The organism is Mesorhizobium sp. CA6 (genome assembly GCF_020165035.1).
Classification (GTDB): Bacteria; Pseudomonadota; Alphaproteobacteria; order Rhizobiales; family Rhizobiaceae; genus Mesorhizobium.
Window position 1 is genome coordinate 93033 of sequence record NZ_JAIUHI010000003.1, and the last position, 23022, is coordinate 116054.

Here is a 23022-nt window from a genome sequence, read left to right on the forward strand (position 1 = left end):
TTCCTCACAAGCGTGGCACGGAGAGCGCGCCGTCGACATCGATGACCGATCCGGTCGAAAAGGCGAACTTTCCGGAGGCAAGCGCGGCCACGACAGTGCCGATATCGCCTGCCTCGCCCCAGCGTTTTGCCGGCACCAGCCCACCCTCGATCAGCGCGTCATATTTGGCGGAAACGCCAGCCGTCATATCGGTTCGGATGATGCCCGGCCGGACCTCGAACACGCCGATATTTTCGGGTGCGAGCCGCAGCGCCAGGTTCTTCACCCACATCGAAAGCCCGGCCTTGGAGATGCAGTAGTCGGCACGTTCCGGCGAAGCCATGGCGGCGCTCACCGAGGTGATGGTGATGATCGATCGGACGGCGTTTGCGGGTGCCGCAAGCATGACCTTGGCGACGGCCTGGCTGAGGAACACTGTACCGCGCAGGTTGATATCCAGAGCGCGGTCGAAATTCTCCGGCTTCAGCTCCAACAGATCGCCGCGCACCACGGCGCCGACGCCGGCGTTGTTGACCAGGCAATCGATGCGGGCGAAGGCGTTGATTGCAGCATCAAGGAGCGCAGGGTGGCTTGCGAGGTCAGCGATGTCGCATTGGGCGTAAGCGAACTTCGCGCCGCGCGTATTGATGTTTTCGGCGAGTCCGGCTGCAGGCTTCTTCGCAAGATCGGCGATCAAAATGTCGAAGCCGGCATCCGCCAGCGCTTCGGCGCAAGCGAGGCCGATGCCACGCGCGCCGCCGGTGACGATGGCTGCCGGGCGGGTCATTGGAGACTAGCCTTTTGAACGTTCGCGCTGCCCCTCATCGTCCTGCCGGGCACTTCTCCCCGTATAGTGACGGGGAGAAGGATGCTGTCGCCGGCGCTTTCGCCAATCGCCAGAGCTGCAGAATGGGTGCCGGCGTTGCGGCCAGCCTTCTTCTCCCCGTTTACGGGGAGAAGGTGCCGGCAGGCGGATGAGGGGCGGCGCCGGCCTATCATGAAGAAAGCTCCGTCTTGCGGATATGGTCGGCAACCCGCAGCGCCTGCGCCGCGATCGACAGCGCCGGGTTGACGGCGGCCGATGTCGGCAGGAAGCCGCCGTCGACGACGAACAGGTTTTGATGGTCCCAGGCGCGGCAGAAGGGGTCGAGCGGCGACGTTGCCGGGTCGTTGCCCATCTTCACGGTGCCGCATTGGTGCGACGGCGTGCGCTTGTCGAAGGGCCGCGACAGCACGATCGGATAGCCGCAGGCGCGAAGGTTCTCGCGCATGACCTTGGTCAGGCCATCCAGCGACTGCATGTTGGAGCGCCGCCACTGCATGATGATCCCCTTGCCGTCGACCATGATGCGGCTTTCGGGATCGGGCAGGTCCTCGCACATCAGGTACCAATCGACGGCGTGTCCGGCCATGAAGTCGAGCACGAATTTCGGCATCGTCTTCACATTGGCCTTCAGCATATTGCCGTCGATCTTGCCGAGCAGCTGCACATTGCCGAGCGGCTTGCCGCCCTTGCCGTTCGACAGATAATAGTCGTTGAGCATCAGCGTCTTCTGGTAGACGCTATCGTTGCGGCGGCGCGGGTCGATCGCCAGCATCGCGCTCGAATTGTGGTTCATGAAATTGCGCCCGACCTGGTCGGAGCTGTTGGCGAGGCCGTTGCCGGCAGCGGAGGGCGACCGCAGCAGGATCGCGGCCGAATTGATCGCGCCGGCGGCCAGGATGACGAGCTTCGGCGACAGCGTCTTGTGCGCGCCGTTCTGGGTGTAGTGGATGGCGGCGATCGACCTGGCGTTCGGCGCGGTTTCGAGCCAGTCGACATGCGCGCCGGTTTCGAGCCGCATGTTCTTGTCGGCGAGCGCCGCCGTCAGCGGTCCGGTCTGGGCGTCGATCTTGCCCTGGCCGGTGTTGGGGAAGGCGTCCCAGCCCGTCTTGCCTTCTTTCAGCCAGGCCTCGATGTCGACGCCGAGCGGCAGCGAAGCTGGGTGCAGTCCAAGGCTCTTCAGTTCGGCGCGGGCGCGCGCGATCGGCGGCTCGTCCGGCACCGGCTTGAAGGCATAGGGAATCGAATGGAACGGCTCGGTCGGGTCTTCGCCCAGCGTGCCGCGAACCCGAAACAACTGCTCGGCCTTCGAATACCATGGCTCGAATTCGTCATAGGAAAACGGCCAGGCCGGCGAGACGCCGCCGAAATGCTCGAGCTCGGAAAAATCCTCCTTGCGGTAGCGGATAAGGACGGCGCCGAAGAATTTCGAATTGCCGCCGACATAGTAGTAGTTGCCCGGGTTGAAGGCGGCACCGCCGGCCTCGCGCCACATCTCCTTCGGCCGGTAGTGCTCGTCGATGAAGATGGATCGCGTCGAGCGCGCATGCGGCGTCGCGGGCAGCGGCTCGCCGCGCTCCAGGATCAGGATCGAGGCGCCGCTGCCGGCCAAGCCGGAGGCGATCGTGGCGCCGCCGATGCCGGAGCCGATGATGACGATATCCGGGTTTGCCATAGCTTTTAAAGAATGCGCTTCTCGGTCGCCGGGTCGAAGAACACCGCTTTGCTAAGGTTGAAGGCCAAAGGCGTGCTGGTGCCGGGATGGATGTTTGCATCCGCCCTCAGCCGCGCCACCACGCCCTTGCCGCCCAGATTGGTGACTGCGAACGTGTCCGATCCCGCCGGCTCGACCACTTCGATATGACAGTCGGCTGTGGCGATGTTCGAACCGTTGCGCTCGGCACCTTCCGGGTCGGTCAGCGCTTCGGGGCGCACGCCGAAGATCACCGGCTTGTCCTTGAAGGCCGCAAGGCCGGTGGGCGCGCCGGGCATCGGCAGCACGATCGGCTGGCGCGCTTCGCGGTCCAGAACCACCGACAGCCCGCTGCCGTTAGCATCGATCTTGGCCGGGATCAGGTTCATCGCCGGCGAGCCCATGAAGTCGGCGACAAAGATGTTGGTCGGGTTGTTGTAGATTTCGGCCGGCGTGCCGAATTGCTGCACCTCGCCGTCGCGCATGACGGCGATCTTGGTCGCCAGCGTCATCGCCTCGATCTGGTCATGCGTGACGTAGACAATGGTCGTGCCGGTCGTGGCGTGCAGGCGCTTGATCTCGATGCGCATGTCGACGCGCAGCTTGGCGTCGAGATTGGAGAGCGGCTCGTCGAACAGGAAGAGCTTTGGGTCGCGCACCAGCGCCCGGCCCATGGCGACGCGCTGCCGCTGGCCGCCGGAAAGCTGGCTGGGCTTGCGGTTGAGCAGATGGCCGATCTGCAGGATCTTCGCCACCTTGTCGATCGCCGCCTGGCGTTCCGCCGCCGGCACGCCGCGCATCTCCATGCCGAAGGCGATGTTGCCGGCAACTGTCATGTTCGGGTAGAGCGCGTAGCTCTGGAACACCATGGCGATATCACGCTTCGAAGGATGCAGGTCGTTGATCGCGCGGCCGTCGACGCGGATCTCACCCTCGGTGATCTGCTCCAGCCCGGCGATGGTGTTGAGCAGCGTGGACTTGCCGCAGCCGGACGGGCCGACCAGCACCAGGAAGCCGCCCTTTTCGAGCTCGACATCGATGCCCTTCAGGATCTCGACATTCCCGAAGCGCTTCTTCAGCCCATCAATTTCCAGAAAAGCCATGGTCGTTCCTTCCGAATGTGGTCAGCCCTTGACCGCGCCCGCCATCAGCCCGCGCACGAAATAGCGGCCGGCGACGACATAGACGATCAGGGTGGGGAGCGCGGCAATCATCGCCGCCGCCATGTTGACGTTGTATTCGACGACACCGGTCGAGGTGTTGACGACGTTGTTCAGCGCCACCGTCATCGGCATCACGTCGCCGGAGCCGGCATAGGCAGAGGCGAACAGGAAGTCGTTCCAGATGTTGGTGAACTGGTAGATCACCGTCACAACGATGATCGGCAGCGAATTGGGCAGCATGATGCGCCGAAATATCTGGAAGAAGGACGCGCCGTCGACCTGTGCCGCCTTCACCAACTCGGTCGGGAAGGCTTCGTAATAATTGCGGAAGAACAGCGTGGTGAAGCCGAGGCCGTAGACCACATGGACGAAGACCAGGTTCACGGTCGAGTTGCCGAGACCGAAGTTGAACCCGGTCGCGTTCTGCAGGCTGACGCCGAAGCGGCCGAGGCTGCCGAGGATCGTCGCCATCGGCAACAGCACCGACTGGAACGGAATGAAGCAGGCGAACAGCATCATGGCAAATACCAGCGTGTGGCCGCGGAAGCGCCATTTGGTCAGCACATAGCCGTTGAGCGCGCCGAGCAGCGTCGAGATCAGCACTGCCGGCACGACCATCTTGATGGAGTTCCAGAAATAGCCCTTCATGCCGACGCAGGTCAGGCCCGAGCAGACTTCGCTCCACGCCTTTATCCACGGCGCGAAAGTCGGCGCATGCGGCAGCGACAGCATGTTGCCGTTCTGGATCTCGTCCATGGTCTTGAACGAGGTGACCAGCATGACGAAGAGCGGCATCAGATAGAAGATCGCGAACAGCCCAAGCAGCCCGTAGATGACGATGCGGTTGATTGTCCTCGCGCGGGCGCCGCTTGCGGCTTGGCTGGCGGGTGAAGCGACGGCGCTCATCGCGACTTCTCCCTGAGCTCGGAATAGAGATACGGAACGATGATGGCGGTGATGGTCATCAGCATGATCACCGCGCTTGCCGAGCCGACTGCCATTTCGTTGCGCTTGAAGGTGAACTCATACATGAAGTTGGACGGCAGCCAGGCTGAGCCGCCGGGCCCGCCGCTGGTCAGCGCCACGACAAGGTCATAGGACTTGATGGCCAGGTGCGCGAGCACGATGAAGGCCGATAGGAAGACGGGCCTGAGCAGCGGGATGACGATGCGGCGATAGAGCTGGAAGGTGGAAGCGCCGTCGATCTGCGCGGCCTTCATGATCTCGCCGTCGATGCCGCGCAGGCCGGCCAGGAACATCGCCATGACGAAGCCGGACGCCTGCCAGACGCCGGCGATCACCACGGTGTAGATGACGAAATCCTTGTTCTTGATCCAGTCGAAATGAAAGCTCGTCCAGCCCCACTGATGCAGCGTCTGTTCCAGCCCGAGGCCGGGATCGAGGAACCATTTCCAAGCGACGCCGGTGACGATGAAGGAGAGCGCCATCGGGTACAGGTAGATCGGCCTGAGCACGCCTTCGCCGCGGATCTTCTGGTCGAGCAGGATGGCCAGGAACAGGCCGAGCGCCAGGCAGATCAGGATGTAGAGGAAGCCGAATATGCCCATATTGGTGATCGAGGTGTACCAGCTCGACGGCGGGTCGCTCTCGAAGGTCCAGCGCCACAGCCGCTGATAGGCGCGGGCTCCGGTGACGGCATAGGACGGGAATGTCTTGGAATTGGTGAAGGACAGATAGATCGTCCACAGGATGAAGCCATAGACGAAGACGATCGTCGCCGCGAAACTCGGCGCCAAAACGATCTTCGGCAGCAGATCCTGCAGCCGCGACCGAACCGACGCGCCAGGACGGGCGTCATGCTCCGGTGTCAGCTTGATCCGGGTTTCGGCAACTGTGCTCATAGGCTCGTCCAGTACCGGTTGGTCGGAAACCGCCCGGCGCGAAACGCGCCAGGGTCTTTCCCGCGCCTTTGTCGACGGGAGACCTCCCCCGCCGAAGCGGGGGAGATCCGAGTTCAAGCAACGGCTTACTTGGCGTCGTCGATCGCCTTGACCAGCTCGGTCACGGCTTCGTCGGAGGTCTTGATCTGACCGTGGACGAATTTCGAGACGACATCCTTATAGGCATTGGCGACGGCCGGCGGGGCGCCGTAGCCCTGCGCCAGCGAGCCGAACAACGTGCCGCCCTCATTGGCCTTCTTCAGGTCGGCGATGCCCTTCTTGCCGCAAGCGTCGAAGTCGGTATCAGGCACGTCGGTGCGGGCCGGGACCGAACCCTTCACGACGTTGAAGGCCGACTGGAAGCTCTTCGACAAAGTGGCGGTGGCGAGTGCCACCTGAGCGGCCTTGCGGTCCTCCGGCACGTTGAACATGCCGAACATGTCGGAGTTATAGATCACCGAGCCGTCGGTGCCCGGGAAGCGGTAGCACAGGAAGTCGGTGCCCGGGGTCTTGTTGGCGGCGTGGAACTCGCCCTTGGCCCAGTCGCCCATGACCTGAACCAGCGCATCGCCTTTGATGACCATGGCGGTGGCGAGGTTCCAGTCGCGGCCCGAGAAGTTCGGATCGACATATTTGACGAGCTTGGCAAGGTTGTCGAACGACTTCTTCATCGTGTCGGACTTGAGCGACTCCTCATCGAGGTCGTTCATCGCCTTCTTGTAGAACTCCGGTCCGCCGGTCGACAGCACGACGGAATCGAACATGGTCGCTTCCTGCCAGTTCTGCCCGCCGAGCGCCAGCGGGATGACGCCCGCGGCCTTGGCTTTGTCGAGCAACGCCACGAAATCGTCGAAGGTCTTCGGCTCGGTGCCGCCGATCTTGTCCATCACCGCCTTGTTGATCCACAGCCAGTTGACCGAGTGGACGTTGACCGGGGCGGCGACCCATTTGCCGTCATAGACGGAGAACTTCTGCAGGGCGGCCGGAACCGACTTGTCCCAGCCTTCCTTCTTGGCGGTCTCGGTGAGGTCGCCCATGACGCCGGCGGCGGCATAGTCGAGCACGGTGTAGCCGAGCATCTGCGAGGCGGTCGGATAGTTGCCGGCCGCGACCATCGCCTTCAGCGCGGTCATGGCGGCATCGCCGCCGCCGCCGGCCACCGGCACGTCCTTCCAGGCATAGCCTTCCTTGGCCAGATCCTGCTTCAGCACGTTCAGAGCAGCCGCTTCGCCGCCCGACGTCCACCAATGCAGCATCTGCACTTCCTTGACGTCCGCGGCGTGCGCCGAGAACGCAAAGCTCGTCGCAAGAGCCGTTCCGATAAGCAGTTTGCGCAACATGTACTACCTCCCTTGTTGCATTCACAGAACCGGCGGGTGTCCGCCGGGGTCTCCCAACTCAGCCGACCCACCATCCGGTGCGCTGGCCGCGATGAAACTGGATAGTCTTTTCCTCGGTATAATCCTCGACGGCGCGTTTGCCGAGTTCGCGTCCCAGACCGGACTGCTTGTAGCCGCCGAAGGGCAGTTCGGGATAACCTTCCATGAACGTATTCACCCAAACCGTCCCCGAACGCACGCCGCGCGCCACCGACATGCACGTGTCGATACCGGCGCTCCACACCCCTGCAGACAAACCATAGGGCGTGTTGTTGGCAATGCGCAATGCCTCTTCAATCGTTTCAAAAGTGAGCACGGACAGCACCGGTCCGAACACTTCCTCGCGCGCGATCGCCATATCCTCCGTGACGTCACGAATGATGGTCGGATCGAGATATTGACCGGCATTGGATGGAAGCCGCGCGCCACCGGCGAAAACGCTGCCGCCGTCGGTCTTCGCCGCCGTCACATAGCCGGCTACCTTTTCCATATGGTCGGCCGAGATCATCGCGCCGACCTTGGTGCGGTCGTCGAGCGGATCGCCGACGCGGACCTTCTGGGACAGCGCCTTGACCGCGTTGAGGAAGTCGTCGGCGATCGCCTCATGCACGATGAGGCGGCTGCCGGCATTGCAGCATTCGCCGGCGTTGAAGAAGCCGCCGAACACCGCGGCATCCGCAGCGGCCTCGAGGTCGGCGTCGGGGAAGACGATCTGGCCGTTCTTGCCGCCGAGTTCCATCGAGACCTTCTTCAAGGAATCGGAAGCGGCGGCCATGGTTGTCTTGCCGACACGGGTCGAGCCGGTGAAGGAGACCATCTCGACCAGCGGATGGACGACCATCGGCGCGCCGACATCGGCGCCGTAACCTGCGAGAATGTTGACGACGCCGGCCGGCAGCCCGGCCTCGAGCAGGATGTCGCCGAGCACGAAAGTGGAAGCGGACGTCATCTCGCTCGGCTTCACCACCGCCGTGCAGCCGGCGGCAAGCGCGAAAGGCAGCTTTTGGCTGACGATCAGGAAGGGGAAATTCCACGGCGTGATGATCGAGACGACGCCGATCGGCTCGCGCAGCACCACGCCAAGCATGGCGTCGCCGAGATTGGCATAGCTTTCGCCATGCAGCGTGCGGGCAAGCGAGGCGGCGTAACGCCAGATGTCAATCGCGCCGCCGATCTCTGCGCGCGCCTGGGCGATCGGCTTGCCGGATTCCAGCGCGTCGAGCCGCGCGATCTCTTCCAGCCGGGTCTCGATCAGGTCGGCAGTCTTCAGCAGAACCGCGGCGCGCTCCGACGCCTTCATGCGCGGCCACGGGCCGGTCTCGAAGGCCTTGTGCGCGGCCTGCACCGCCGCCTCGACTTCAGCCGCGCCCGCTTGCGCATAACGGGACACAATGAAGCCGTGGCCGGGGCTGGTGCGTTCGATGCTGCGGCCTTCGCGAGCATCGACATGCCTGCCATCGATCAGCAGCTTGTAGGCCTTCGGCGCCTCAGACGCCTCGGCCGGCATGGCAATGTTGAGCGGTGCGTTCATCATGTCTTCTCTAGGATCTCGAAAAGGCCGGCTTCTGCTTGGCCTTGAAAGCGCCGACGCCGGCTTTGAGGTCGGCGGTGAGCGCAATGAAACCGCTGGCCAGCGCCTCGGTCGCGGCCGCATCTTCCTCGCCCTCGGCAACGCCGATCATCAGCTTCGCGGCCTCGGTCGCCAGCGGACCGCGCTCGGCGATCTTTTCGGCCCAGGCTTTGGCTTCGTCGAAAGCCTTGCCTGTTTCGACCAGTCGGTCGACGACACCGTGCGCGAGCGCGTCGGATGCCAGGAAAATCTCGCCGCCGATCACCATCCGGCGCACGATCTGTGCGCCGAAGCGGCGTACTGCGCGCTGCGTGCCCGACCAACCGGGAACGACGCCGATCGAGGTTTCGGGGAAGCCGAGCTTGACCTGCATTTCGGCGACGCGGAAATCGCAGGCCGCCGCCAGTTCCAGCCCACCGCCCAGCGCATGACCGGAGAGCACGGCGATGGTCGGCTGCCTGAGCCGCGCCAGCCGATCGAAGACGCGGTGGCCGTAGCGCACCCATTGCACCTGGAAGTCGGCGGCGCTCATGGCACCCCAGGCCTCGACGTCGCCGCCGGCGCAGAAGCCCTTGCCTTCGCCGCGGATGAGCACGGCGCGAACGCCCTCGGCCAGTTCCGCTTCGTCGAGCGCCGTCTCGAGCGCGCGCAGCATCGGGATATCGAGGGCATTGAACTTTTCCGGCCGGCGCAGCGTGACGATGCCTATGGCGTCGTCCTTTTCGAAGGTGACGAGACCCTCAGCCATGCGCACCTCCGAGCGAAGCGCCGCCATTGAGCGACAGGCCGATCGGCCGGTCCTGATAAAGCGCCACAGGCGTGACCTTGAGGTCGTTCGCCACAGCGAGCGGGATCTCGGCCTGCGCCAAGACATCGCGTTCGAGATCGACGCCGGGTGCCAGTTCCGTCACCATCAGCCCGTCCGGCGTCAGCTTCATCACGCAGCGCTCGGTGACATAGGTGATGTCCTGCCCTTGGGTGACCGCCCGCTTGCCGGAGAAGGAGATATGCTCGACCTCCTGGACCACCTTCTTGATCTTGCCTTCCTGGTCGATGCGGATGGCACCATCCGCCAACGACAGTTTCGCGCCGGCATTGAAGAAGCCGGAAAAGACGATCTTCTTCGCCCGCGCGGTGATGTCGACGAAGCCGCCGGCGCCGGCGGTCACATGCGGCCGCGCCGAGAGCTTGGAGACGTTGACCGAGCCATTCCGGTCGATCTGCAGGAAGGACAGCAGCGAGGCGTCGAAGCCGCCGGCCTGGAAATAGATGAACTGGTGCGGCGAGGGCATGATCGCCTCGGCGTTGGAGGCACAGCCGAACTTGAAGTCGAGCAGCGGCACGCCGCCGACCGCGCCTTGCTCGATTACCCAGGTGACCTTGCCGTGCTGGCCTTCCTCGAGAAGGATGCGCGGCACATTGGCCGAGATGCCGAAGCCGATGTTGACGGCCATGCCGTCGCGCAATTCCATGGCGACGCGCCGCGCGATCACCTTCTGGATGTTCATCTCCGGCGTGCGGAAGGTCGACAGCGGCCGGAAGATCTCGCCGGAGATCGCCGGGTCGTAAGGCGTCTGCGTCGTCTGCAACTGGTCGGGCGCCACGACGATATGGTCGATCAGCACGCCAGGCACCCGCACATCGTGCGGCTTCAGCGTGCCGTTCTCGACGACGCGCTTGACCTGCGCAATGACGATGCCGCCATTATTGCGGGCAGCCAGCGCCTGCTCCAGCCCGCCGAGATAGGCGCCCTCATGCTCATACGTGAGGTTGCCGCGCTCGTCGGCCGTGGTGGCGCGGATGATCGAGACGTTGGGCACGATGGCGCGGAAATAGAGCCATTCCTCGCCGTCGAACTGCTCAACCGAGACGATCGGCTCGCTGGCCGCGGCGTTCATGGCGCAACCCTGGTGGCGCGGATCGGCAAATGTGTCGAGGCCGACCTTGGTCAGCACGCCGGGACGTTTGGCGGCGGCCTCGCGATGCATGTCGAACAGGATGCCGGACGGCACGTTGTAGGCGGCGACCGAATTGTCGCCGATCATCTTCCAGATCTGCGGCGGCTCGGCAGAGGAGGGGCCGGACGGATAGGAGCCGCAGAGCGTGCGCTTGAGCAGGCCCGGCTTGGCGAGATGGTCGATGCCCTTGATGCCGTACATGTCGCCGGCGGCGATCGGATGCAGCGTGGTGATCGCTTGCGGATGGCCTTCCGCGTCGAAACGCTCGCCGATCGCGGCAAGCACGGCGTCGGGGCAGCCGAGCCCGCTCGACGACGACACCGAGACGACCATGCCATCTTTGATCAGGCTGGCGGCATAAGCCGCCGAGACGAGCTTGCTCACGCGATGCCCCCAAGTTGCGGGTCGATGGCGACGGCCTTGCCGGTGTTCGACGATTGCAGTGCTGCTTCGGCCGACGCCAGCGACCAGACGCCGTCCTCACCGGTGGCGGCAGGCCGGCCTTCGCCGCGGATCGCGGCATGGAAGTGGCGCAGCGAGCGGGTGTAGAGATCCTCGCGGTCGAAGCTCAGCTCTTCTTCTCCGCTCGCGCTGCGCAGATGCACCGAGCCGATCGGCTTCTGCGTCATCACATTCGTGGCGATCAGCGAGCCTTCCGAGCCATGCACCTCGAAGCCGGTTCCGGCGAACTTCGTGGTGAAGCCCTCATGCGACTGCGCTATGACGCCAGACTTGAAGCGCCAGATGCACATGGCGCCATCCTCCAGTCCGACGCCGGCCATGCCGGCGGCTTGCGTGAAGGCCGAAATCTCGACGGGGTCGTCGTCCAGCACGAAGCGCAGCGTGTCGGCATCATGCACAGTGATGTCGAGCACAACGCCGCCGCCGGCTTCGGGCTTGGTTATGCGCCAACCCTGCAGGTTTTCCGGCAGATAGACGGAATGAAAGACGCGCGCCGCGATCGGCTTGCCGATGCGGCCGGCGGTAATCGCCTCCCGCATGGCGCGGTGGGCGCCGGCATTGCGCAAATGGTGGTTGGTGCCGAAGACGATGCCGGCAGCTTTCGCGGCGACAACCATCTCACGCGCATCGGCGCTGGTCAGCGCCAGCGGCTTCTCGCACAGCACATGCTTGCCGGTCTTGATCGCGGCAAGCCCCTGCTCGAGGTGCAATTCGTTGGTGGTCGAGATGTAGACGGCGTCGATGTCCGAGTTGAGCAGCGCGTCGAGAGACGAGACGGCGCGTGCGATGCCGGTTTCCCTCGCATAGGTCTCGGCCCGTTCCGGGCTGGAGCTCATCACGGCGGCGACCTCGCCATCGGCCTGCGCGCGGATGGCATCGATCACGAACTGTCTGGCGATCGTGCTGGCGCCGATCAGTCCCCATCGCACGCTCACGCCGCGTCTCCCACTTGGCTGTTGCGGTCCGGGCCGCTGCTTTCCCGCACGACCAGGCTGACGGCACCGATATGGTTCTCGGCGCGCGTGGTGCGCGACTGGATCATCTTCAGCATGACGTGCGCCGCGCGCTCGCCGAGGCCCGCGGTATCGACGGCGACGCTGGTCAGCGCCGGGCTGTAGTGCTCGGCCTCGGCGACGTCGTCGAAGCCGACGACGGCAAAGTCTGCGCCCGCCTCGAGACCGCGTTTGCGCAATGCCAGCATGACGCCGAAGGCAACCGCATCGTTGAAGCACAGCGCTGCGGTCGGTGGCTGCGGCACGGCAAGGGCCGTCTCCAGGCAGGCCATGCCGCCCTTGCGGCTGGTCTCGCCCTCGACGATCAGCCGGTCGGAAGCTGGGATGCCGAGCGTTTCGCAGGCTTCCAGGAAGCCGCCCAGGCGCTCCTGATAAACAACGAGATCGGATGAACCGCCGAAGAAGGCCAGGCGGCGATGGCCCCTGCGGATCAGATGTTCGGCGGCAAGCACCGCGCCGCGATGATTGTCCGGCGCGATCACCGGAATGCGGCTGTCCGGCAGCCTGCGCATGGTGAAGACGATCGGGACGCCGGCCGTCTCTATGCGGCGGAAGGTGCCGGGCGTGGTGCCGCGCGCCGGCGAGACGATCAGGCCGGCGACGCCCTGTTCCATCAGCGACTTCAGCACCTCTTCCTGACGCACCGGGTTTTCCGCCGTGTTGGCGATGAAGGGGACGACGCCCGCCGCCTGGAAGACGCGCTCCATGCCGACCGCCAACTCGGCGAAAAAGGGGTTGGTGAGATCGTTGATCACCATGCCGATGACATTGGAATGGGCCTTGCGCAGATTGGCGGCGCCGCGGTTGTAGACATAGCCGACATCCTCAATCGCCTTGCGCACCTTGGTCGCGGTTTCAGGCCGGATCAACCCGCTGCCCTGCAGCACGAGCGACACCGTCGATTTGGACACGCCGGCCTCGCGGGCGATGTCCAGGATCGTCGCCTTGGCCCGGCTGGCCATCCTCGTCATGTCCTCCAAGTTTCGAGAAGATCTATTGGAACGTTCTAATCATCGATCCAAATCCGAGTCAATCACGATTCCGCTGAGATTCGAAAAATTGATTGGAGCGGTTCAAAACCTCAATGAATGTAAGGGCTATTCCAAAGGAGACGCAATGTCTTCCGGCTTGGATACCGTGAATCATAAAGGTTCTTGATTTATTGGAACGTTCCATTTATAGCGACCGCACGGGAGAGTTCCATGGACATCACCTTGCCTGCGGCAAACGGCGACCGCGTCAGCTACCGGCTTGTCGGCAAACCGGTCGAACCGATCGAGGGCGCACGCTTTTCGCGCATCGCCTATGCCGCCGCCCATGTCGTTGCCGATCCCATCGCCATGACCGATCCGTGGTCGCGGCCGGCGGTCGACTGGGACAGGACAATGGCGTTCCGTCATCATCTGTGGCGGCTCGGCTTTCGCATCGCCGAAGCCATGGACACGTCTCAGCGCGGGATGGGTTTCGACTGGCCGAGCGCGAAGGAACTGATCCGCCGCTCGATCGCGGAAGCCAAAACGGTGCCGGGCGCCGACCTCGCGTCGGGGGCGGGGACCGATCACCTGGCGCCGGCGGCGGCCAAGACGCTCGACGACGTCATCGGCGCCTATGAACAGCAATTCGCCTTCATCGAAGGCGGGGGCGGCAAGGCGATCATGATGGCGAGCCGCGCGCTGGCGGCGGTGGCAAAGGGGCCGGACGATTATGCCCGCGTCTATGACCGCATGCTGTCCCAGGCATCGGGCAAGGTCATCCTGCACTGGCTGGGCGACATGTTCGATCCGGCGCTCAAGGGCTATTGGGGCAGCAACGATTTCGACGCGGCGCTCGACACCGTCGTCGCCATCATCGAGCGGCATGCGGGCAAGGTCGAAGGCATCAAGATATCGCTGCTCGACGCGGAGAAGGAGGTCTTGCTGCGCAACCGGCTGCCCGACGGGGTGGTGATGTTCACCGGCGACGATTTCAACTATCCCGCACTGATTGCCGGCGACGGCAGGAAACACTCGCACGCGCTGCTCGGCATCTTCGACGCCATCGCGCCGGTGGCAAATGCCGCGCTGGCGAAGCTGGCGGAGGGCGATAAGGCCGGCTATGACGCGCTGATGGCGCCGACCGTGCCGCTGTCGCGAAAAATCTTCGAGGCGCCGACCGAATACTACAAGGCCGGCATCGTCTTCATGGCCTGGCTGAACGGGCATCAGGACCACTTCACGATGGTGGGCGGCATGCAATCGGCGCGCGGCATATGCCACTACGCGGATGTCTTCCGGCTCTCCGACCAGGCCGGGCTGCTGGCCGACCCCGATCTTGCCATCGCCAGGATGAAGACCCTACTGGCGGTCGCGGGCGTTTAAGCCGGTCCCCGTGCGGGGATTTGCGTTTCGGCGATAAATCGTATTCGCTTGCCGAAAAATAGGCGCGGGCGCACATGGCAATGGCGGAGAAAGTCGCCCCGGCAGACAAGGTCGCCCTGGCAGACAGGGTTGCGCTTGTCACCGGGGTTACCGGGCAGGACGGGGCTTATCTGGCCGAGCTGCTGCTCGGCAAGGGCTATGTTGTCCACGGCGTCAAACGCCGGTCGTCTTCCTTCAACACCGAGCGCGTCGACGACATCTATGTCGATCCGCATGAGAGCGGCACGCGCTTCTTTCTGCATCATGGCGATCTGACCGACGCGACCAATCTGATCCGCCTCGTGCAGGAGACGAAGCCCAGCGAGATCTATAATCTCGGCGCGCAAAGCCATGTCCAGGTGAGCTTCGAGACGCCGGAATACACCGCCAATGCCGATGCGCTGGGGACGCTCAGGCTTCTCGAAGCGATCCGCATTCTCGGCCTCGAGAAATCGGTGCGCTTCTACCAGGCCTCGACCTCGGAGCTCTATGGCGATGCGGTCGAAACTCCGCAGAACGAGAGCACGCCGTTCCGGCCGCGCTCACCCTATGCGGCAGCCAAGCTTTATGCTTACTGGATCACGGTCAATTACCGCCAGGCCTATGGCATGTTCGCCGCCAACGGCATCCTGTTCAATCACGAGAGCCCGACGCGTGGCGAAACCTTCGTCACCCGCAAGATCACCCGCGCCGTTGCCGCGATCCATCACGGCCTGCAGGAGACGCTCTATCTCGGCAATATCGACGCACGTCGCGACTGGGGCCATGCGCGCGACTATGTCGAGGGCATGTGGCGCATCCTGCAGCATGACGAGCCGGACGATTTCGTGCTCGCGACCGGCGAGGCGCATTCGGTGCGCGAATTCGTGGAACTCGCCTTCGCCGAGGCCGGACACCGCATTCGCTGGCAGGGCAGCGGTGCCGATGAAGTCGGCATCGACGCAGCCACCGGCGCCGCGCTTGTGCGGATCGATCCGCGCTACTTCCGGCCGACCGAAGTGGATACGCTGGTCGGCGATGCCGCCAAGGCAAGAAAGGTTTTGGGCTGGTCGCACACCATCGGCTTCAAGGACCTGGTGGCGGAAATGGTTCGGGCCGACCTGGTGCGCACCGCCGGCGCTACTTGGCGCAACGGCAGTTCAACCTAGGACTCCGCGCTTATGGACAAGAGTTTCGATCTCAAAGGAAAGCGCATTTTCATTGCCGGCCACCGCGGCATGGTCGGCTCGGCCCTGGTGCGCCGCCTGGCCGGCGAGGATTGCGAGATCGTGACCGTGGCGCGCAGCGAGCTCGACCTTCTCGACCAGGCCGGCGTGCGCCGCTGGATGGAGGCCCGGCGGCCGGACGCCGTGATCATGGCGGCCGCCAAGGTCGGCGGCATCCTGGCCAATGACAGCTTCCCGGTGGATTTCCTTTACGAAAACCTCGTCGTGCAGACCAATGTCGTCGAGGCCGCCTTTCGCAGCGGGGTGCAGAAGCTTCTGTTCCTGGGCTCGTCCTGCATCTATCCGAAGCTTGCGCCGCAGCCGATCCCGGAAGACGCGCTGCTCACCGGCCCGCTCGAACCCACAAACGAATGGTACGCCGTCGCCAAGATCGCCGGGTTGAAACTTTGCCAGGCCTACCGGCGGCAACATGGCGTCGATTACATCTCGGCCATGCCGACAAATCTCTACGGTCCGGGCGACAATTTCGACCTCGACAGCAGTCATGTCGTGCCTGCGCTGATGCGCAAGGCGCATATGGCGAAGCTAACCGGTCAAAAGACCCTGCAGGTGTGGGGTTCGGGCCGGCCGATGCGAGAATTCCTGCATGTCGACGACGCCGCCGACGCCTTTGTCTGGCTTTTGAAGACTTATTCCGGCGACGGCCACGTCAATGTCGGTAGCGGTGAGGACATCACCATCGCGGAGCTTGCCGGCACCGTCGTATCGGTCGTCGGCGCCGGCGCCGAGATCGCGTTCGATCCGACGAAGCCGGACGGGATGCCGCGCAAGCTGATGGACGTCTCGCGCCTGTTCAAGACCGGCTGGAGGCCGGCCTATTCGCTTCGAGATGGATTGGAACAGACCTATGCCTGGTTCCTCGACCATGTCGAGAAAGGCGATATCCGTCTTGGCACTGCATGATTCTCAATCGAAACTCATCGCGGCGACCAGGGAGGACGGTTTGGGCGGCCGGCTTTTGGCTATGGTCAACGCCAAGGCGTTTGCCGACTCGCTCGGCTATCGCTTTGGCTTTGCCTGGAAGCCTATCCATGACGACAAATTTCACTCGGTTGAGAAAGTCGACAAGATATTCTCCGCCGATTTCATCGAGAAGCACTGGCTGGGGGAGACGGTCGAACCATTGGGTTTCGATGTTCTCGGAGAGGTAGCCTTTAGCCGTGCCAGTCTCGATGCCGCGGCGGCACGGCGAAGGTTTCGCGGCTGGATCTGCAACGAGTTTGAGATACTGGATCATTTTCGTGGCGGACCCCAACTCGTCCAACGATCGGAGACATTGCGAGGTTTCGGATTTTCCAAGACCGTGAATCAGGCGCTCGACGCCGCCGACAAGTGCCCGTTTCCGGGGCCGATCGCCGCTTTGCATCTTCGCAGCGGCGACATCGTGCGCGGCAAGTATCGCTTCATGCTGCATTTCAGCGACAAGGTAGTGGCCTCGACCTTGGTCAAGGCTGTCGCGTCAGAGCTTTCGTCAAAAGGCCTGCCAACTCTTCTGATCGGTCAGGATCGTGAAACGCTCGAATATCTGCGGTCGGAAACGGGAGCCTTGCTGGGCGACGATCTGGGATCGGCGGAATTCGCAGATGAGACGCTCAAGGCATTTTTCGAGATGAGGCTGATGGCGCGGTGCCAGAAAATCTATGCAGGCGGCAGCGTCTATGCGTCCGTCGCATCGATGATGGGCGATGTCGGTCTCGTCCATCCGAAAACCTTGTTCGACGGTTCGAGAGCCGCGGAAATGATTCTGGCCGAACTCAGCCGACATCAGGGCGATTACCACCCGCTCGAGGCGGCCTTCGGCTATCAAACCGCGTTTCTCGATCTCGAGGATCAAATCAATCCCGCGCGAGCAAGAGACATCCTGGAAAAGGCTCACGCGCTGGATCCGCACAACGACGTCTATCCGCTCAAAATCGCGGCGGCCTTTTTTCGCGAACGCGACTATCGGTCCGGCGAAGCCGTTTTGAAGGCGCTCATGACAGGACAGTTCGAAGCCTCTCCCGCAATGCCGTTGCGCGCGATTGGCGTGCTGGTCTGCCGAACATGGCGCGGTGATGTCATGTCGAAGGATTTCGAGTCCTTCTTCGCGGCGGCCGCAGAGGGGCATCCCTACGCCGCGGCGTGTTCGGCGCATATTCTCCATGCAACATTCGGGAAGGTGAAGCCGGCTCTGCGGATGATTGCGAAGTCGCTGGAGGCGGAACCGGCCAATGCCTTGTTCAAGAGAATCAAACGGCACATACGGCCATTGACGACGCCTCAGTCCGGTCCTCTGGCGAAGGCGCGGCTGCGACTCTGGAAGGCGGGGATTCGAATATAGGGACCGCCGCTGCGGTCTTTGCCGCGGCTGCATTAGGGAGATCAAAAGCGGTAGTTCAGACTCAGAGAAACCGTATGGGTGCTGGGCTTGACGAATGTTGGACCAACCAACGCGCTGTCGTCTTGGAAATTATGATCCGAGAAATGCGCGTAGGCGTAATCAAGGCCGACAACCCATTTGTCATTGAGCGCGTAGTCGGCGCCGACACCGATCGTCCAGCCGGTATAAGTCCTGTCAAACTTGGTATCGCCAAAACCGAGAACGCTATATCCGGTATCGTGCAGGTGCAGGAAGGCCACGCCGCCCTTAACGTAGGGTAGGAAATTGCCCATCGCATATCCGGCCTTCGCAACGATATCGCCTTGCCAATCGGCAGCGGTCTCGAACGTTTCAGCGTCGATTGTCGGCACCGTCTTCTTGTTGAACACCGCAACCAGGCGGGCCTCCGCTCCGAGAACGAAATTGTTGTCGAACTGGTATTGATAGCCTACTTGGCCGCCAACCGATGCCGAGGTGCTATCACCATCGTATTCGCTAGGATCGTTATTGGGGATCGTCACATCGCCCTGGAGAAAATTGACGCCGGCCACTGCGCCGATATAGGCGCCAGTCCAATTGTAGGACGTGGGCTCGACCGACAATGCATCCGCAGCAAAGACTGGCGAACAAAACCCAACAAGCATTGCCGACGTGAGTAGAACTTTCCTCATAATTCGCCTGTGGCTCCCGATCCGCCATTGCACCTAAGGGTTGATAGCATGGCTTTCAGGGTTGCGCTGTAACACAGCGGCAACAGTGGCGCTGGAGGAGCTTAGCCCTGACGTGCCCCGCGCGACCAGAGCCGGGCGGAGGCTGCAATATACCTAGCCGGTGTGCTCGGGGTCCACTGGCGGAGATCGGCTAATTTAGTGGTAGGATGGTGGGCGTGACAAGGATTGAACTTGTGACCCCTGCAATGTCAATGCAGTGCTCTCCCGCTGAGCTACACGCCCATCCGAAGCCGCGCATACACCACTTTTGATCCGGCGCGTCAATAGCGGGAATGTGGAAAGACGGCTTCCGTTTGTCGCATCGGCGCGGCGCGTCGTCGATGCCTGCCGAAGTGGCTCAGGCCGCCTGCAGCATCTTCTCGACCTCGTTGACGAGATCGCGCAGGTGGAAGGGCTTCGACAGCACCTTGGCGTCCTTGGGCGCCTTGGAATCCGGATTGAGCGCGACTGCGGCAAAGCCGGTGATGAACATCACTTTGAGGTCCGGATCGATCTCGGTGGCGCGGCGGGCAAGCTCGATGCCGTCCATCTCCGGCATGACGATGTCGGTCAGGAGCAGCGAGAAAGGCTCTTCGCGCAGCCGCTCATAGGCGCTGGCGCCATTGTCGAAATCGCTTACCTGGTAGCCGGCGCGTTCCAGCGCCTTGACGAGGAAGCGGCGCATATCGTCGTCGTCTTCCGCCAGCAGAATGCGTGCCATCATATCCCGTCCGAATCACCCGCCCCAAGCCTGCCGCCGGGCAAGGCTGTTAACCATGCTGTATATGAGGATGTGTCGGTAAACATCAAGTGAATGAAGGGCGTCCCGCATCCGGTTCAAGCTGCGGTTTCGTCGCCCGAAATGCTGGACATGCCGCACGCAAGGTGGCAAGTTTTACGTCATGATGCAGTGCTGTTTCCTGGTTCGTGCAAATTGAAAACGGCAGCCGAGGATTTTTCGGTCGTCCCACCCTTCGAAATCCGATCGGGCGCCGAGCAGCGCGTCCCTTTCCTGTTCAACTCACCGCATAGCGGCCGCCACTATCCGGAGCGCTTCCTGGCCATGGCGCGGCTTGACCGCAACGCCATCCGCCGGTCGGAGGACTGCTATGTCGAGGAGCTTTTCGGCGGCGCCGTGCCGCTCGGCGCGCCACTGCTGGCGGCCAATTTTCCGCGCGCCTATCTCGACGTCAACCGCGAGCCGTGGGAACTCGATCCGCGCATGTTCGCAGAGCCGGTCCCGTCCTTCTGCAACATCCGTTCGGCGCGTGTCGCCGGCGGGCTGGGCACGGTGCCGAAGCTTGTCGGCGAAGGCCTCGATATCTATCCCGGCCGCCTGCCGCTGGCCGAGGCGGTGGCGCGCATCGAAGCGGTGTACAAGCCTTATCACGAGACGCTGAAGCGGCTCCTGACCAGAACACATGCCAGGTTCGGCTATGCCGTGCTGATCGACTGCCACTCGATGCCGGCCAGTATACGCGTCGGCGACAACGGCGTGCGGCCCGACTTCATCATCGGCGATCGGTTCGGAATTTCGGCCTCGCCGGCGCTCACCGAGATGGCCATCGGCCTGCTTGTCCGCATGGGCTACACCGTCGCGCATAACAAGCCCTATGCGGGAGGGTTCATCACCGAACATTACGGCAGGCCGGCGCGGCATCTGCATGCGTTGCAGATCGAGGTCAATCGCGGGCTTTACATGGACGAGCGGACGTTCCAGAAATCGGCCGGCTTCGACGCCTTGGCCTGCGACCTGACCCGCTTCTCGGCCGACCTGATGTCGATGCCCGACCACCATTTCGTCGATTTGCCGCTTGCGGCGGAATGACGGCGCGGTTGGCGCGCCGAGTTCTTGTATACGCAATTCCGGACGGAAAACCGCTTCACATTTTTCCTGGAATTGCCTGAAAAAAAGACCGCATCGTTTTCACGACACGGTCGAAGTCTAGGGAGGAAACGCCCAAGGAGGGCATGGACAGGAAAACCTGTCCGATGACAAAATTATTGTGCGTCGCACAAATGTCAATCGACAGCGGGCTTTTTTAATTCAATATGATGTGGAAATTCCGCTTCGGCGGCTCAGATGTGACATTCGGGCAACAGAAAACGGGCGTCTGACCGGTCTTCAGCGCGCCTGTTCGGCGAGAAACAGGCAGCCGGCAACGGCCGCGATGGGGGAGAGCGACTTGGATATCAGCACCGATTTCATGCGGCGCATCGCGCATGCCGCCGCCGCCGAAACCCTGCCGCGCTTCCGCAGCCAGGGGGCGGTCACCAACAAGCTTACGGGAAGCTTCGATCCGGTAACGGAGGCCGATCGCGAAGCCGAGCGCGCGATCCGGACGCTGATTTCGTCCGAATATCCCGAGCACGGCATCCTCGGCGAGGAGCATGGCAGCCACAACCTCGCCAGCCGACATGTCTGGGTGATCGACCCGATCGACGGCACCCGCGCGTTCATTTCCGGCATCCCGGTGTGGGGAACGCTGGTCGGGCTGACCGTCGACGGCGAGGCGGTCGCCGGCATGATGTCGCAACCCTTCACCGGTGAGCTGTTCTACGCCAACGCTTCCGGGTCGCATTATGAAGGACCGGGCGGCCCGCGCCGGCTCGCGACCCGCAAGACGACCGAACTCGCGCAAGCGACGCTGTTCACGACTACGCCGGCATTGTTCCAGGGCGATGCGCGCAAGCGCTATGACCAGTTCGAGACAAAGGTGCAGCTCGCCCGCTACGGCACCGATTGCTACGCCTTCGCCATGCTGGCGGCCGGCAGCATCGACATCGTCGCCGACCCGGGCCTGAAGCCCTACGACATCGTCGCGCTGATCCCGATCATTGAGAAGGCCGGCGGCGTCATCACCACTTTCGAAGGCGGGCCGGCGGAGAAGGGCGGCGATATACTGGCGGCCGCGACGCCCGAGCTTCATGCGGCAGCGATGGCGGCGCTGCGCGGCTGATCGGGCGCGCTCAGGGAGCATCACCCGTGCCGGGGATGAAGGCGTCGAAAGCCGCCAGGAGCTGCTCGCGGTAGATGTCCTTCTCCTGCAGGATCTCGTGTTGCGCGCCGTCAATCATCAACAGCGAGCCGACGCGCAGTTTCCTGGCATAGGCCTCCACCGCCTTGGTCGAGACCACCCGGTCGGCGCCGGCGGCGACGATCAGCATCGGCACCTTCACCCTTGCCATGAAATCCGGATCGCTGACGGCTTTCGCGGCCGCGGCGGCGGCCCTCAGCCAGCGGATGGTTGGACCGCCGAGCGCGAGCTGCGGCCAGGCCTCGTAGATTCCGACATTGCGCCGGTAGCGCGCAGGATCCGAGGTCACCTTGTTCACCTCGAAAGCGGGCGGCACTTTCGGGCGCGGACCGAGCGCGGCATAGAGCCGGCCGAGACCCAGCGCGCAGAAAACCGTGCAGACGCGCCGGACCGTGGCGATCGAGACCGGCAGGTCCGGCACCTCGAGAAAAGGAGCCAGCAGCACCATGCGTCGCACCCGGTTGACCATCGACGGCGAGGCAAGCAGCGCAATCACCGCGCCCGTGGAGTGCGCGAGGATGTAATAGGGGCCGCGGCAGTCGGGCAGCACGATTTCTTCGAAGAATTGCTCGAGATCGCGCGTATAGTCACGGAAGCTACGGACATAGCCGCGCTGGCGGTCACGCAGCAGGCGGCTGGAATCGCCCTGGCCGCGCCAGTCGAGGATGGCGACGCCGAAGCCGCGATCGGCGAGATCGCGGATGGTCTCGAAATATTTCTCGATGCATTCGTTGCGCCCGGTCAGCAGAACCACCGTGCCCTGCAGCGGGCGGCTGACAGCGGCAAAGACGCCATAGCGGATCTTCTTGCCGTCGCGTGTGGTGAAGAAGCCGCCCGCGGCATTCTGCGGCGCGGGATTGTCCTCGGTCAGATGGAAAAGATCCGTCATGCGGCGTCGTTGCTTGTTCTTTGCCCGGACGGGCGAGGCGTCGGCATGGTGATAGACGGCCAGGCGGCAAAAGCAAAGGCGTTGCGAGGATTTACGCGGTTGCCGCGCATGACCCCGAAAATCGGAATCGATTTCGGAAAGGATCATGCGCGAAATCAAAAGTGCTACTGCGTCCCTAGCGCGTCCAGAGGACGCGCGGCGCTGTAGCGCGGGGAAGGCCGGAAGTGCCTGCGGTGCACTTCCGGCCTCTGTCGATCCGGGAGGAAGGGACGTTGCACCCGGTTCGGCCTCGTCGCGGCGCAGGGACGGGGGCGCCGCTTGTCTCTCTGTCTTGACGTAATTCCGGACGGAAAACCGCTTCGCACTTTTCCTGGAATTGCTCGAACTTGACCGAAGCCTAATGCCGCATGACTGAACGGATGCCGAAGCCGTGGTTCATCCACCGTTCATGAACGTGGCTGCA

Annotated in this window: 20 protein-coding genes and 1 tRNA gene; 6 read left to right on the forward strand and 15 right to left on the reverse strand. The window is 63.3% G+C overall.

Features of this window, described 5'->3' with window-relative positions; genetic code table 11:
• Positions 1-4: 4 nt before the first annotated feature.
• The 11 genes from LB526_RS04920 to LB526_RS04970 form a co-directional block, all read right to left on the reverse strand.
• Positions 5-766 (reverse strand): 3-ketoacyl-ACP reductase, encoded by a 762-nt coding sequence (locus LB526_RS04920; protein ID WP_224626548.1) that lies wholly within the window; start codon positions 764-766, stop codon positions 5-7.
• A 208-nt stretch (positions 767-974) separates the two neighbouring features.
• A complete protein-coding gene (locus tag LB526_RS04925; protein WP_224626550.1) occupies positions 975-2477 on the reverse strand; it encodes a GMC oxidoreductase in 1503 nt (500 codons plus the stop codon).
• Between the two features lie 5 nt (positions 2478-2482).
• Complete coding sequence (locus LB526_RS04930; protein WP_224626552.1) at positions 2483-3598, reverse strand: ABC transporter ATP-binding protein; 1116 nt, start codon at positions 3596-3598, stop codon at positions 2483-2485.
• 21 nt (positions 3599-3619) lie between these two features.
• Positions 3620-4564: a carbohydrate ABC transporter permease gene (locus LB526_RS04935; RefSeq protein WP_224626555.1), complete on the reverse strand. Its 945-nt coding sequence runs from the start codon at positions 4562-4564 to the stop codon at positions 3620-3622.
• A complete protein-coding gene (locus tag LB526_RS04940) occupies positions 4561-5520 on the reverse strand; it encodes a carbohydrate ABC transporter permease (RefSeq protein WP_224603331.1) in 960 nt (319 codons plus the stop codon). Before LB526_RS04940 ends, LB526_RS04935 begins: the two co-directional genes overlap by 4 nt.
• A 125-nt stretch (positions 5521-5645) precedes the next feature.
• The gene (locus LB526_RS04945) at positions 5646-6899 is read right to left on the reverse strand and encodes an ABC transporter substrate-binding protein (protein ID WP_140632473.1); all 1254 of its coding nucleotides are present in this window, start codon (positions 6897-6899) and stop codon (positions 5646-5648) included.
• 58 nt (positions 6900-6957) lie between these two features.
• Positions 6958-8469, reverse strand: a complete 1512-nt coding sequence (locus LB526_RS04950) for an aldehyde dehydrogenase family protein (protein WP_224626930.1) — start codon at positions 8467-8469, stop codon at positions 6958-6960.
• 10 nt (positions 8470-8479) lie between these two features.
• Positions 8480-9256, reverse strand: a complete 777-nt coding sequence (locus LB526_RS04955) for an enoyl-CoA hydratase/isomerase family protein (protein WP_224626559.1) — start codon at positions 9254-9256, stop codon at positions 8480-8482.
• Complete coding sequence (locus LB526_RS04960; protein WP_224626562.1) at positions 9249-10850, reverse strand: acyl CoA:acetate/3-ketoacid CoA transferase; 1602 nt, start codon at positions 10848-10850, stop codon at positions 9249-9251. Before LB526_RS04960 ends, LB526_RS04955 begins: the two co-directional genes overlap by 8 nt.
• A complete protein-coding gene (locus LB526_RS04965; RefSeq protein ID WP_224626565.1) occupies positions 10847-11863 on the reverse strand; it encodes a Gfo/Idh/MocA family protein in 1017 nt (338 codons plus the stop codon). The genes LB526_RS04960 and LB526_RS04965 overlap by 4 nt, the downstream gene beginning before the upstream one ends.
• Positions 11860-12903, reverse strand: a complete 1044-nt coding sequence (locus LB526_RS04970; protein WP_224626932.1) for a LacI family DNA-binding transcriptional regulator — start codon at positions 12901-12903, stop codon at positions 11860-11862. Before LB526_RS04970 ends, LB526_RS04965 begins: the two co-directional genes overlap by 4 nt.
• Before the next feature lie 240 nt (positions 12904-13143).
• Here LB526_RS04970 and LB526_RS04975 point away from each other — a divergent pair, with 240 nt between their 5' ends.
• The 4 genes from LB526_RS04975 to LB526_RS04990 all read left to right on the forward strand — a co-directional run bounded on the left by LB526_RS04975 (position 13144) and on the right by LB526_RS04990 (position 17883).
• Positions 13144-14298, forward strand: coding sequence for a dihydrodipicolinate synthase family protein (locus LB526_RS04975; protein ID WP_224626567.1), 1155 nt, complete (start codon positions 13144-13146; stop codon positions 14296-14298).
• An 80-nt stretch (positions 14299-14378) separates the two neighbouring features.
• Positions 14379-15485, forward strand: coding sequence for a GDP-mannose 4,6-dehydratase (gene gmd, locus LB526_RS04980; RefSeq protein WP_224626569.1), 1107 nt, complete (start codon positions 14379-14381; stop codon positions 15483-15485).
• A 12-nt stretch (positions 15486-15497) separates the two neighbouring features.
• Positions 15498-16466, forward strand: a complete 969-nt coding sequence (fcl, locus tag LB526_RS04985) for a GDP-L-fucose synthase (protein WP_140842164.1) — start codon at positions 15498-15500, stop codon at positions 16464-16466.
• Entirely contained in the window at positions 16453-17883 is a 1431-nt protein-coding gene (locus tag LB526_RS04990; RefSeq protein WP_224626570.1) for a hypothetical protein, read from the forward strand. Before fcl ends, LB526_RS04990 begins: the two co-directional genes overlap by 14 nt.
• Positions 17884-17924: 41 nt before the next feature.
• Here the strand turns inward: LB526_RS04990 and LB526_RS04995 are convergent, their stop codons facing one another.
• From LB526_RS04995 to cpdR, 3 genes are all read right to left on the reverse strand, one after another.
• Entirely contained in the window at positions 17925-18593 is a 669-nt protein-coding gene (locus tag LB526_RS04995) for an outer membrane protein (protein WP_224524153.1), read from the reverse strand.
• Positions 18594-18800: 207 nt separating this feature from the next.
• Positions 18801-18875, reverse strand: a tRNA-Val gene (locus LB526_RS05000).
• 115 nt (positions 18876-18990) lie between these two features.
• Positions 18991-19353 carry a cell cycle two-component system response regulator CpdR gene (cpdR, locus tag LB526_RS05005; protein WP_006199474.1) on the reverse strand — a complete coding sequence of 121 codons (363 nt, stop codon included), beginning with the start codon at positions 19351-19353 and terminating at the stop codon, positions 18991-18993.
• A gap of 150 nt (positions 19354-19503) precedes the next feature.
• Between cpdR and LB526_RS05010 the strand changes: the two genes are divergently transcribed.
• Both LB526_RS05010 and hisN read left to right on the forward strand, forming a co-directional pair.
• Positions 19504-20460, forward strand: coding sequence for an N-formylglutamate amidohydrolase (locus tag LB526_RS05010; protein WP_095766700.1), 957 nt, complete (start codon positions 19504-19506; stop codon positions 20458-20460).
• 358 nt (positions 20461-20818) lie between these two features.
• On the forward strand, positions 20819-21592 hold the full coding sequence (gene hisN, locus LB526_RS05015; protein ID WP_224524173.1) for a histidinol-phosphatase: 774 nt from the start codon (positions 20819-20821) through the stop codon (positions 21590-21592).
• A 10-nt stretch (positions 21593-21602) separates the two neighbouring features.
• Here the strand turns inward: hisN and LB526_RS05020 are convergent, their stop codons facing one another.
• Positions 21603-22559: an alpha/beta fold hydrolase gene (locus LB526_RS05020; protein WP_224524175.1), complete on the reverse strand. Its 957-nt coding sequence runs from the start codon at positions 22557-22559 to the stop codon at positions 21603-21605.
• Positions 22560-23022: the final 463 nt, after the last annotated feature.

Excerpts from the sequence above, each read along its gene's own strand:
- LB526_RS04920 (WP_224626548.1), bottom strand. The coding sequence starts at position 766 with ATGACCCGCCCGGCAGCCATCGTCACCGGCGGCGCGCGTGGCATCGGC.
- LB526_RS04925 (WP_224626550.1), bottom strand. The coding sequence starts at position 2,477 with ATGGCAAACCCGGATATCGTCATCATCGGCTCCGGCATCGGCGGCGCC.
- LB526_RS04930 (WP_224626552.1), bottom strand. The coding sequence starts at position 3,598 with ATGGCTTTTCTGGAAATTGATGGGCTGAAGAAGCGCTTCGGGAATGTC.
- LB526_RS04935 (WP_224626555.1), bottom strand. The coding sequence starts at position 4,564 with ATGAGCGCCGTCGCTTCACCCGCCAGCCAAGCCGCAAGCGGCGCCCGC.
- LB526_RS04940 (WP_224603331.1), bottom strand. The coding sequence starts at position 5,520 with ATGAGCACAGTTGCCGAAACCCGGATCAAGCTGACACCGGAGCATGAC.
- LB526_RS04945 (WP_140632473.1), bottom strand. The coding sequence starts at position 6,899 with ATGTTGCGCAAACTGCTTATCGGAACGGCTCTTGCGACGAGCTTTGCG.
- LB526_RS04950 (WP_224626930.1), bottom strand. The coding sequence starts at position 8,469 with ATGAACGCACCGCTCAACATTGCCATGCCGGCCGAGGCGTCTGAGGCG.
- LB526_RS04955 (WP_224626559.1), bottom strand. The coding sequence starts at position 9,256 with ATGGCTGAGGGTCTCGTCACCTTCGAAAAGGACGACGCCATAGGCATC.
- LB526_RS04970 (WP_224626932.1), bottom strand. The coding sequence starts at position 12,903 with ATGGCCAGCCGGGCCAAGGCGACGATCCTGGACATCGCCCGCGAGGCC.
- LB526_RS04975 (WP_224626567.1), top strand. The coding sequence starts at position 13,144 with ATGGACATCACCTTGCCTGCGGCAAACGGCGACCGCGTCAGCTACCGG.
- gmd (WP_224626569.1), top strand. The coding sequence starts at position 14,379 with ATGGCGGAGAAAGTCGCCCCGGCAGACAAGGTCGCCCTGGCAGACAGG.
- fcl (WP_140842164.1), top strand. The coding sequence starts at position 15,498 with ATGGACAAGAGTTTCGATCTCAAAGGAAAGCGCATTTTCATTGCCGGC.
- LB526_RS04995 (WP_224524153.1), bottom strand. The coding sequence starts at position 18,593 with ATGAGGAAAGTTCTACTCACGTCGGCAATGCTTGTTGGGTTTTGTTCG.
- cpdR (WP_006199474.1), bottom strand. The coding sequence starts at position 19,353 with ATGGCACGCATTCTGCTGGCGGAAGACGACGACGATATGCGCCGCTTC.
- LB526_RS05010 (WP_095766700.1), top strand. The coding sequence starts at position 19,504 with ATGCCGCACGCAAGGTGGCAAGTTTTACGTCATGATGCAGTGCTGTTT.
- LB526_RS05020 (WP_224524175.1), bottom strand. The coding sequence starts at position 22,559 with ATGACGGATCTTTTCCATCTGACCGAGGACAATCCCGCGCCGCAGAAT.